The 11,938-nt window shown below is 43.9% G+C and carries 8 protein-coding genes; all 8 read left to right on the plus strand.

Annotation, left to right across the window (positions count from 1 at the left end; all coding sequences use genetic code 11):
* Positions 1–348: 348 nt before the first annotated feature.
* The 8 genes from CHX27_RS02830 (at position 349) to CHX27_RS02865 (ending at position 11,816) form a co-directional block, all read left to right on the plus strand.
* On the plus strand, positions 349–2,805 hold the full coding sequence (locus CHX27_RS02830) for a PIG-L family deacetylase (protein ID WP_094485253.1): 2,457 nt from the start codon (positions 349–351) through the stop codon (positions 2,803–2,805).
* 95 nt (positions 2,806–2,900) lie between these two features.
* Entirely contained in the window at positions 2,901–4,628 is a 1,728-nt protein-coding gene (locus CHX27_RS02835; protein ID WP_094485254.1) for a sodium:solute symporter, read from the plus strand.
* A gap of 97 nt (positions 4,629–4,725) precedes the next feature.
* Positions 4,726–5,022, plus strand: coding sequence for a hypothetical protein (locus CHX27_RS02840; RefSeq protein WP_094485255.1), 297 nt, complete (start codon positions 4,726–4,728; stop codon positions 5,020–5,022).
* A 9-nt stretch (positions 5,023–5,031) separates the two neighbouring features.
* Complete coding sequence (locus CHX27_RS02845; RefSeq protein WP_094485256.1) at positions 5,032–5,637, plus strand: Crp/Fnr family transcriptional regulator; 606 nt, start codon at positions 5,032–5,034, stop codon at positions 5,635–5,637.
* 453 nt (positions 5,638–6,090) lie between these two features.
* Entirely contained in the window at positions 6,091–6,816 is a 726-nt protein-coding gene (locus CHX27_RS02850) for a pirin family protein (RefSeq protein ID WP_207758925.1), read from the plus strand.
* A gap of 11 nt (positions 6,817–6,827) precedes the next feature.
* A complete protein-coding gene (locus CHX27_RS02855) occupies positions 6,828–7,358 on the plus strand; it encodes a YceI family protein (protein WP_094485258.1) in 531 nt (176 codons plus the stop codon).
* Positions 7,359–7,671: 313 nt separating this feature from the next.
* Positions 7,672–11,322, plus strand: a complete 3,651-nt coding sequence (gene purL, locus CHX27_RS02860) for a phosphoribosylformylglycinamidine synthase (RefSeq protein ID WP_094485260.1) — start codon at positions 7,672–7,674, stop codon at positions 11,320–11,322.
* Between the two features lie 329 nt (positions 11,323–11,651).
* Positions 11,652–11,816 (plus strand): DUF4143 domain-containing protein, encoded by a 165-nt coding sequence (locus tag CHX27_RS02865; protein WP_094485259.1) that lies wholly within the window; start codon positions 11,652–11,654, stop codon positions 11,814–11,816.
* The last annotated feature ends 122 nt before the right edge of the window (positions 11,817–11,938 follow it).

Here is an 11,938-nt window from a genome sequence, read left to right on the forward strand (position 1 = left end):
GCACAGAAAACACTGAACCTCACAGAATTTTGCGCAATAGGGTACTGTTGAGGAAAACACAGAACGTGTCAAGCCACCCAAAAATCGCACCAGCCTTCGACAGGCTCAGGCACCGAACGACGATACGTGGGTTAGGGTGGTAACACGATACGTTAAATGGCAAAATCATCAATCCCGATAGCTATCGGGACTAACTTCCCAAAAAACGATACGTTAAATAGTGAACGTCACAAAGTCTTAATACAAAAATCTCCATTAGCCTTCGACAGGCTCAGGCACCGACGGTACGTTCACTGTTAATGAAATATGTATTTCTATTTGGAATAGTATCTTTACCAAAAAAACGCTTTGAAGAAGTTTGTTTGCTTACTCGTTTGCTTTAGCAGCGCATTATGGGCGCAAAGACCAGAAAAACTGAATGCCGCCGACATTTACCAAGGCCTACAAAAATTGTCGAAAACGACCTCCGTTCTCTACGTAGCGGCACATCCCGACGACGAAAATACCCGTTTGATTAGCTATTTTGCGAACGCGAAACACTACCGAACGGCATATCTTTCCCTCACTCGCGGCGACGGTGGGCAAAACTTAATCGGTTCGCAACTGCGCGATCAACTTGGCATGATTCGCACACAAGAACTGCTCGAAGCTCGCAAAATCGACGGAGGCGAACAATACTTTACCCGTGCTAACGACTTCGGATTCTCGAAAAACCCGACCGAAACCCTCGCCAAATGGAACGAACAAGACGTGCTTTCTGACATGGTGTGGATTATCCGAAAACTACAACCGGAAATCATTATCAATCGCTTTGACCATCGAACACCTGGAACCACTCACGGACACCACACCGCTTCTGCACAATTAAGCCTGAAAGCATTTGACCTGGCTGCCGACCCAACTGCGTTTCCCGAACAATTGAAATACGTTACTGTTTGGCAAGCAAAACAGTTGTTCTTTAATACCTCGTGGTGGTTTTACGGAAGCCAAGAAAAGTTTGCCGCAGCAGATAAATCAAATTTAACCGAGATTGATCTCGGAACATTTCTACCTCTCGAAGGAAAATCTATTCAAGAAATTGCGGCCTTGAGCAGAAGTTGCCACAAATCGCAAGGTTTTGGTTCGTCGGGCTCGCGCGGCAGCGAAAAAGAATACCTCGAATTCATCAAAGGCGATAAAGCATTTCAAACTAACGACTGGAACGGCGTTTCCGAAAGAGATAACATTCTTAAAATTTGCAACGACCTTATCGCACAATTCGATTTTAAAAATCCGTCGGCGAGCGTACCAAAATTACTGGAACTGCGCAGCCGATTCAACACATTACCCGAATCAGGGTTTCGCACGTACAAACTCCAGGAACTCGACAAACTCATTTTGGCTAGTTGCGGTTTTTATATTGAAGTTGTCACGAACAGCGCCCGAATGTCGCCCGGAACCGCATTCGAAGCCTCGCTGGAAATAATTAACCGCAGTGAGATACCGCTTGTTTTGAATACTATTTCGGTAGAATCGCAACTGGTGACAAAACTAGATTTTCCGCTGAAACCAAATGTCGGCTACAAAGAAAAACTAAAGCTCCGTTTGGAGAAAGATTTACCGTACACCACGCCCTATTACATAAACGCCAACAAAACCGATGGCATGTTTGCTGTTGGGAATCAGCTCGACCGCGGACTTCCAGAAAAAAATCCGGCAGTAATCGTAAATGTGACTCTTGGAATCGAAAATCAGACAATTAGCATCAAAACGCCAGTAGTATTTAAAACTACCGACGATGTGAAAGGTGAGATTTTCCAACCTTTATTGGTGAGTCCGCAGCTTGATGTTGCCTTTGCACAAACATCACTTTTAGTGAAAGCCGGCAAAAAACAACGCATAGAATTAGCTGTTATACCCAGCAGCGATCTCTCGGAAACAACCGTTCGCTTGCAGGCACCTGAAAATTGGAAAGTTACTCCCGAATTTATTGCTTTGCGCGATTTAAAAACCGGACAAAAACAAACGGTTTTTTTCGAAGTTACGCCACAGAAATCAGACAATACCGTTTTGCTGACCGCAGTTGTGGGCGACAACAACGAAGCGGCTTTGCACCGAACCGCTTTAGAATTCGACCACATTTACCACCAACAACTCATTGCACCAGCACATTGCAAGTTGGTTGTAGCCGACATCGATATTTCAGCCAAGAAAATAGGCTACATTCCCGGTGCTGGCGATGAGGTAGCTGATTATCTAAAACAGTTACAAACAGAAGTTGTGGTGTTAGATCCTAAAAAAGTTACTAGAGAATCGCTTAGCACGTTCGATGCAATCATTACAGGAATTCGCGCCTACAATGTGAATAAAGATTTAGTAGGTATTCATGCACTTTTGCTCGATTTCGTACAATCGGGAAAAACGCTTTTGGTGCAATACAACACGCTCGACGATTTGGTTTTGAAAGATTTTACACCCTACCCGCTTACGATAGGACGAGAGCGAGTCACCGAAGAAGATTCGGCAGTGAATTTTATCGATCCGCAAGCAAAAGTGCTCAACAAACCTAATAAACTCACGCAGAACGACTTCTTGAGCTGGAAACAAGAACGCGGCCTCTATTTTCCTTCAAAATGGGATGAAAAATACCAAACCGTTTTGAGTATGGCCGATACAGGAGAAACACAAAAAACATCGGGTTTGTTAATTGCACCCTACGGTAAAGGTCATTACATTTACTGCGGGATAAGTTTTTTCCGACAATTACCAGAAGGCGTAACCGGCGCTTACAAACTTTTGGCTAATTTACTTTCGGTTTCAAAGTAGCAAATTATGGAATGGAAAAAGAAATATACCTGGATGTTATTGGCGAATGTTTGCTACTTCGCTTTGTTTTATATGCTCATGGAATTGTATAAGTAATGCAGCAACTCGATTGGATTATACTCATAGTTACGCTTTTCTTCATTGTGGTTTATGGAGTGTGGAAAACGCGTGGCACAAAAAGTGTTGAAGACTACATTCTAGGCAACAACGAAACCCCATGGTACACTGTGGGAGTTTCAGTGATGGCCACGCAAGCGAGCGCAATTACTTTTCTCTCCACACCCGGTCAAGCCTTTAACGACGGAATGGGGTTTGTGCAATTTTACTTTGGCTTACCGCTGGCCATGGTAATCATCTGCTACACCTTCATCCCTCTCTACCACAAGCTTAAAGTTTACACCGCTTACGAATTTCTTGAAAAACGATTCGACCAAAAAACACGTTCTTTAGCGGCTATCCTATTTTTAGTGCAGCGCGGCTTAGGTACCGGAATTACGATCTACGCACCCGCAATTATTCTGAGTACTATTCTCGGTTGGAACGTGACGCAACTCAACATAATCATCGGTTTATTAGTAATCATTTATACGGTAACTGGCGGAACTAAAGCACTAAACGTTACACACAAGCAGCAAATGTTCATTATCATGTCGGGGATGTTTGTGGCTTTTTACCTGATAATCGACGGTTTACCTAAAGACATCAGTTTTTCAAATGCACTTGAAATTGCCGGTGCCAATCACAAAATGGACATCATCGACTTTTCGGTAGATCCTAAAAATCGATACACTTTCTGGAGCGGCGTTACTGGCGGTTTGTTTTTAATGCTTGCCTATTTCGGGACCGACCAGTCGCAAGTAGGACGCTATTTGAGTGGAAAATCGGTTCGCGAAAGTCAGATGGGCTTAATCATGAACGGCTTTTTAAAAGTACCGATGCAGTTTTTTATTCTGTTAACCGGCGTCATGGTTTTTGTGTTTTTTCAGTTTAAGGAAATTCCGCTGAACTTCAATCCACACAACAAAGAAGTTGTTGCAGCAAGTTCGTACAACAAAGACTACGAAAAGCTGGAAGCCGATTTAAAAACGATGGAAGCCGAACGTTTGCAAGTGACGCTTGATTACAACAATCAGTTAAATAACGGTAACAGTAATCCAATTCTGCGAAAGCAAATTTTTGTACTCACCGAAAAAGAAAATGCCTTGCGCGATTCGGCGAAAGCACTCATCAAAAAAGCAGATGAAAAAGCTATTACGAACGACTCCGATTATATTTTTATCTACTTTGTTCTTAACTACTTACCAATCGGTTTCATCGGATTACTGTTGGCGGTAATTTTATGTGCGGCCATGTCGTCGACCGCATCTGGCCTCAGTGCTTTGGCTTCAACAACGGTAATCGATATTTATAAAAGAAACGTAAAAGGCGAAAAATCCGAGGAGCATTACGTAGCTATGAGTCGGTTTTTCACGCTGTTATGGGGCGTTTTTTCTATAGCCATCGCCTGCGTTGGGAATTTATTTGAGAATTTAATTCAGCTGGTAAATATCATTGGTTCTATATTTTACGGAACGGTTTTGGGCATATTTCTGGTTGGTTTTTACATCAAATACGTAAAAGCACAAGCAGTTTTTGTAGCCGCTGTTGTTTCGCAGTGTACTATTTTCGTGATTTACTACTACACGATACACATTTACCCAAGCGGAAAAGAACTACTGGGTTATTTGTGGTTGAACTTCATCGGTGCTGCGTTAACTATTCTACTTTCAATAGCTTGGCAGTTTTTCAAGAAAGCAGAACCCAGTGAAATGGTCCAAGCTTAATGTTATGAATTAGTTACAAAATTTAGCGCCGTAAAAAAACAGGAGAAACCAACACTACTTTACCAAGAAAAATCTTACATTGCCAAAAAAAATACCGATGCCGATTCATATTGCCGTGATTGGTAAACGCCAAGAAATAAAAGCAGTACTGATGCGTCTGATTAACCAAAATGAGGCGTTTACGGGAACTGCTGCCGATACCTTCGACGAGCTCGTTGACGATAACCGAATCGATCAGGTTAACTTGGTATTACTTTCCGCTGGCTTAACCGCAGAAGAAGAAATTAAAATCAAAGAACGAATTTTAAGTGAATATCCGCACATCAAAGTGATTCCGCATTACGGCGGTGGTAGCGGCTTATTGATGAACGAAATCAACGAAGCACTACGCTAAATCACTCCCATGAAGAAAGCGAGCGTCAATGAAAATCGCTATGCAGAAATCGATGCGTTCCTGCAGCGTTGCATGCCTTTTTCTGAAGAAGAATTAGATATCTTTCACAGTTTTCTTACTTACCAAAAGTTCAAGAAAAAATCGATTTTACTCCAACAAGGCGAAATATGTAAACACGAATCGTACATCATCAAAGGCTGTGCGCGAACGTTCTACACCGACGCCAACGGACACGACATTACGCTACTCTTTGCCGTTGAAGATTACTGGCTGGGCGACATTGCAAGCTTCTACAAAAAAACACCCTCGCGATTTAACATCCAGCTCATCGAAGATACCGAACTGTTGCAAATCGATTACGAAGCCAAAGAAGCACTACTCGAGCAACTCCCAAAATTCGAGCGCGTTTTCCGAATTATGGTACAAAACCATTTGGCTTCCACTCAAAACCGACTCGTAAACAACATTGCTTTTACCGCTGCCGAAAATTACGCCGCTTTTCTAAAACAGTTTCCCAACATTCCACAGCGCGTGCCGCAACATTACATCGCTTCCTACCTCGGAATTTCTCCCGAGTTTCTCTCTAAAATTCGAAACGACAAAAAAGCGATTTAAACTAAATTATCTTTGATAAAATTCTAGATAAAGAGAATTACCGCATTTGTATTTTTCCATTTGTAATATTGCAATATTACCCGAGTTAAAATATTAAATATAAATTATTTAAGCAAACAAATCCCTCCATCATAACCACAACAAAAAAACCAAAAAAATCCTAACTCCCCTACTCCTTTCCCACACGCTAATACCAAAACTCCCCCATTCCATTAACGCCATTTTAACGCGATTTCTTAATCTAGGTCAATGCTTTTGGCTTGCCTGCCAACGTAACTTTGCTTCGTTAATTAAAAGATTACAACACAGATGAACCGAAAAGATTTCCTCAAAAAAAGTATTCTCGGCTCGATACTAATCGGAGCGGCCGGAAGTACAACTGCAAAAGTTGCAAGCAAACCTGAAACCACTCCGGTTGGATTCAATCATCTGCCTCACACTAATTCAAAAGTTATGACAAACTCAGTTTTACACAAAGCAAACAGCAGAGGTGGTGCAAACCACGGCTGGCTTAACGCAAAACACACCTTTAGTTTTGCCAATTATTACAATCCCGATCGCATGAACTTCGGCGTACTCCGAGTTTTGAACGACGATACCATCGCTGGCGGAACCGGCTTCGGAACGCACCCGCACGACAATATGGAAATCATTACCATTCCGCTCGAAGGCGCCTTGCGTCATAAAGATTCGCTTGGAAATACCGCTGTCATCGAAAACGGCGAAATTCAGGTAATGAGTGCCGGAACCGGTGTATTCCACAGCGAACACAACGACAAGCAAAAAGAAGAAACCAAACTGCTTCAAATTTGGGTGTATCCCAACAAACGAAACGTAGAACCGCGTTACGACCAGATAAAAATCTCCGATAACGCCGAACACAACGCGTTCCAACAAGTGCTATCACCCGATCCGAACGACGCCGGCGTGTGGATTCACCAAGACGCCTGGTTTCACCTCGGAACGTTCGATGCCAACCAAAAAACAACGTACAACCTCAAACTAAAAGGAAACGGCGTATACGTTTTTATCATCAAAGGCGGCGCAAAAGTTAACGAGCAAGAACTCGAAACCCGCGACGGTTACGGAATATGGGACATCGATAGTTTTGAAATCACAACTACCGAAAACGATACCCAAATCCTATTGATGGAAGTTCCAATGCAATTAAACAGCTAAATAAATAAGTTATGAGTACTACAAAATGGACGATTGATCCAACGCATTCTGAAGTAGGTTTCAAAGTGAAACACATGATGGTTACTAATGTTTCCGGACGTTTTAAAGATATTACTGCAAGTATCGAAAACGCTACAGAAGATTTCGAAACAGCCCACATCAGCTTCAGCGCACAAATCGAGAGCATCGATACCGGAAATACCGATCGCGATGCACACTTAAAAGGAGCCGATTTCTTCGACGCCGCACAATTTCCAAGCTTAAATTTCACGTCAACCGCCATCAAAGCGCTATCCGACGAGAATTACATCGTAAGCGGAAGCCTCGAAATTAATGGCACAAGCAAAGAAATCGACCTGCAAGTCGAAATCAGCGAAGAAATGAAAGACCCATGGGGCAACACCAAAATTGGTTTGGCCATCCACGGCGTCATCAACCGCAAAGACTTCGGCCTCACCTGGAACGCCGCACTCGAAACCGGCGGTGTTTTAGTTAGCGAAGAGGTAAAACTAATTGCCGAAGTACAGTTCGTAAAGAATTAACTTTCAATCACATGGGCGCTCCGGCGGCTCAAAAAATCCATAAAGCCTGACGATCGGTGAATAGCCGCCGTCAGGCTTTTCGTTTCAACCCGCTCGTTTGTTGCCGTTTGCGGATCGTCGGTATAGGCTTCTTTTAGTCGCCAATACCAACTGGGGCGCACAGCCAACAAACAGCACGGGGTTTCCACTGCAATCCTTAGCGCGGGCAATCGTTACCGAAAATTGTGCCCGAAAATCCGTGCAAGAAAGACATTTCCGCGTTGCTATTTGGCAATCGAATACGTACTTTTGTGCGCAACAACACAACCGCTTTATGATTCACTTCTTCCGAAACGCGAATGAACAACTATTCGCTGTTGACGCGCCTTTTCAAGAACTTTCTGCAACCGACATCTCAAAACTCAACTGGCTTTTCGGCAACGCACAACGCATCGATTCCGACACCGTTACAGGCACCTTCGTGGGTCCGCGCGCTTCCATGGTAACGCCCTGGAGCACCAACGCCGTCGAAATCACACAAAACATGCAAATCAGCGGCATTCAACGCATCGAAATGTTTAGTCCGTTTGCTGCCAACCAGAGTTTCGACCCGATGCTGTCGCAAAAGTTCGAAAATCTCACGCAAGAAATCTTCCAAAGCAAAATCCAACCCGAAGCTATTCAAAACATCAGCGATATCGCGGGTTACAACAAACAAGAAGGCTTGGCACTAAGCGACGATGAAGTGCAATACCTCGAAAATCTGTCCACAAAATTAGGTCGGCCACTAACCGACTCCGAAATATTCGGCTTTTCACAAGTAAACTCCGAACACTGCCGCCACAAAATATTCAACGGTACTTTTGTAATCGACGGGCAAGAACAGCCGGAAAGCTTGTTCAAACTCATCAAAAAAACCTCGGCAGCAAATCCGAATACAATTGTTTCGGCATACAAAGACAACGTGGCGTTTACCGCAGGTCCGGTCGTTGAACAATTCGCGCCGAAAAGTCCAGACAAGCCCGACTTTTACACCAAATCCGAATTCGAAAGCGTTTTGTCAATCAAAGCCGAAACGCACAATTTCCCGACAACGGTCGAACCATTTAACGGAGCGGCAACCGGATCGGGAGGTGAAATTCGCGATCGTTTAGCCGGCGGACAAGGAGCCATTCCATTAACAGGAAGTGCCGTTTACATGACCGCTTATCCACGCCTCGAACGCGAAAATTACTTTAACGACAATGCTTTTCCAGCGCGTAAATGGCTGTACCAAACACCAGTCGATATCTTGATAAAAGCATCGAACGGCGCATCCGATTTTGGCAATAAATTCGGACAACCGCTCATCAACGGTTCGTTATTTACTTTCGAACACAGCGAACAAAACATACGTTTAGGCTACGACAAAGTAATCATGCAAGCCGGCGGCGTTGGCTACGGAAAACGCGCGCAAGCCTTGAAAAAACAACCCGAAAACGGCGATGCCATTGTAGTTTTAGGCGGCGATAACTACCGAATCGGAATGGGCGGTGCAGCCGTTTCCTCGGCCGATACTGGCGCTTTTAGCAGCGGTATCGAACTCAATGCCATTCAACGCTCGAATCCCGAGATGCAAAAACGCGCCGCAAACGCCATTCGTGCACTGGTGGAAACAGATGAAAATCCGATTGTTTCTATTCACGACCACGGAGCCGGCGGACACTTAAACTGCTTGTCGGAACTCATCGAAGCTACCGGCGGACACATAAATTTAGATGCTTTACCCGTTGGCGATCCGTCGCTTTCTGCAAAAGAAATAATTGGTAACGAATCCCAAGAACGAATGGGATTGGTGATCAAACAAAACGATAAAGCGCTGTTGCAACGTGTTTCCGAACGCGAACGTGCGCCGTTTTACGAAGTCGGACAAGTAACGAACGACCACAAATTTGTGATCGAATCGAAAAAAACAGGAGAGAAACCCATGGATTTCGATTTGCACGATCTATTTGGTAGCGCTCCAAAAACCGTATTAACCGACGAGCGCAAACCAGCAAATTTTGCCGAAATCACCTACGATAATAAGGAGGTTGAAAACTACATCAAGCAAGTTATTCAACTCGAAGCCGTTGCGTCAAAAGATTGGTTAACGAATAAAGTCGACCGTTGCGTTGGCGGACGTGTAGCCAAACAACAATGCGTTGGCGAATTGCAACTGCCGTTGAGTAATCTCGGAATTTCGGCACTCGATTTCCAAGGAACGCACGGTATTGCAAACAGTATTGGCCACGCTCCTATCCCGGCTTTAATCGATGCCGCAAAAGGCAGCCGACTCGCCATTGCCGAAGCTTTAACCAATTTGGTTTGGGCACCATTAAAAGACGGAATTCAAAGCGTATCACTAAGTGCCAATTGGATGTGGCCGTGTAAAAATCCCGGAGAAGACGCACGTTTATACGATGCGGTAGCCGCTTGTTCAGAATTTGCAATTGCATTAGGCATCAATATTCCTACGGGAAAAGACAGCTTATCGATGAAGCAAAAATATGCGGACGGCGACGTACTTTCTCCAGGAACCGTTATCATTTCCGCAGCAGCACACACCGACGATTTTACCAAAACCATCGATCCGGTTTTTAAAGTCGGAAAAGGCAGTGTGTATTATGTAAACTTATCGGCTTCAAACCTACAACTTGGCGGTTCGGCGTTTGCGCAAACGCGAAATGCCATCGGAACCACTGCGCACGACGTTGCCGATGCAGCATATTTCAAACGTGCATTTACGACCTTGCAAGAAGCTATCCGTGCAGAAGCAGTTTGCGCCGGACACGACGTTAGCGGCGGTGGTTTGGTAACCACGCTACTCGAACTTTGCTTTCCCACCACAAACGTAGGCGCCACAATCGATTTAACTAGAATCGACCCACAAGCCGATTTCACTACCAAACTTTTTGCCGAAAATACAGCGGTTGTCGTACAAGCAACCAACGATACGGCCTTAGAAAACATCCTTCAAAAGCACCACATTTCATTTGAACGCATTGGCGAGGTTACGAATTCTGAGTCATTGATTATAAACGATTTGACTTTGAATATAAAATCGTATCGCAAGTTATGGAACAACACTTCGTACTTGTTTGATCGTTTGCAAACCGCGAACGGTATGGCCGAAGTTCGTGCGGAACAATTCGATAAACAAGCGTTGAAATACCGTTTTCCAAATTCATACACGCAAGTATCCGATGTGCAGGTAAGCAACCGACCAAAAGCGTCTGTGATTCGTGAGCAAGGTTCGAATTCGGAACGCGAAATGGCACATGCAATGTACTTGGCCGGTTTCGATGTAATCGACATTCACATGACGGATTTGATTACGGGTCGGATCGATTTATCAGACGTTCAATTCATTGGAGCTGTGGGCGGTTTCTCAAACTCAGATGTTTTGGGAAGCGCAAAAGGTTGGGCTGGCTCGTTTAAGTACAACGAAAAGGCGCAAAAAGCCCTGTCTGATTTTTATGCACGTCCGGACACGCTTTCGGTGGGCATTTGCAACGGTTGTCAGCTTTTAATGGAATTGGAAGTGATACATCCGGAGCTTCCGGTTCACGGAAAGATGAAGCACAACGTATCGCGCAAACACGAAAGCATATTTACGTCGGTAGAAATATTGCCGAACAACAGCGTGATGTTAGGCAACTTAGCGGGAAGTACCCTTGGCGTTTGGGTTTCGCACGGCGAAGGTAGGTTTGAACTTCCGGGCGACGAATCGCAGTACCACATTGTTTCGAAATATGCTTATGCGGAGTATCCGGCAAATCCGAATGGTTCCGACTTTAATACGGCCATGTTAGCGAGCAAAGACGGCCGACATTTGGTGATGATGCCACATATTGAACGCTCGATTTTTGGTTGGAACTGGGCCCACTATCCGAACGATCCAAAAGAAGCGACGCCGTGGTTGCAAGCATTTGTGAACGCTCGGGAATGGATTGAAAGTAGGTAAAAACGCGACTTCTCTGTAAATCTAGTAACGGAGTTTAGCTTTCAGAAGTTGATATATTTCTCACCAAAACGTGCCGTAATTTGGAATTACACAGTCACTATTTTGTGTAGATTAAGAACTCAATTCCGAATTTGCACAAGGTAAAATGTGAAAAAAGTATGTATTTTCGGAATTGAATTCCGAAAATACACACTTTTAGATTACGGAATTTGAACGAAAAATAGAGGGAAAGCTTAAAAAAACAGCTCAGATGTTTCGGGCAGTTGCGGTAATAGGTGTTAGACAAAGTGGGCAAACGAACTAAATATTGATTCGAAAATACTGAAAAGTTGGGTAAGTTATTTGGAGGTTGCTGGGGTTATTTATTGCCACCGTATTATGCTAATTTCGGCAAACGCATTACTAAAAAACCGAAACTTTATCTGGTTGATACGGGTATCATTTGCAGTTTGCTTGACATCACCACTGTAAATCAGCTTGAAATTATCCGTTAAAAGACGTAATTTTTGAAAATTTTATAGTCAGCCAATGTGTAAAGTTTAATAGTTATCGGTTGAAGCCTTACAAATTGTTCTTTAGTACACGACAAAAAACATAATTGATTAAAAATCAATAA

The sequence above is a fragment of the Flavobacterium aurantiibacter genome, assembly GCF_002251775.1.
GTDB classification, from domain to species: domain Bacteria; phylum Bacteroidota; class Bacteroidia; order Flavobacteriales; family Flavobacteriaceae; genus Flavobacterium; species Flavobacterium aurantiibacter.

Coding starts and splice junctions, on each gene's coding strand:
- CHX27_RS02850 (WP_207758925.1), top strand. CDS start 6,091: ATGACAAACTCAGTTTTACACAAAGCAAACAGCAGAGGTGGTGCAAAC.
- CHX27_RS02835 (WP_094485254.1), top strand. CDS start 2,901: ATGCAGCAACTCGATTGGATTATACTCATAGTTACGCTTTTCTTCATT.
- CHX27_RS02840 (WP_094485255.1), top strand. CDS start 4,726: ATGCCGATTCATATTGCCGTGATTGGTAAACGCCAAGAAATAAAAGCA.
- purL (WP_094485260.1), top strand. CDS start 7,672: ATGATTCACTTCTTCCGAAACGCGAATGAACAACTATTCGCTGTTGAC.
- CHX27_RS02845 (WP_094485256.1), top strand. CDS start 5,032: ATGAAGAAAGCGAGCGTCAATGAAAATCGCTATGCAGAAATCGATGCG.
- CHX27_RS02855 (WP_094485258.1), top strand. CDS start 6,828: ATGAGTACTACAAAATGGACGATTGATCCAACGCATTCTGAAGTAGGT.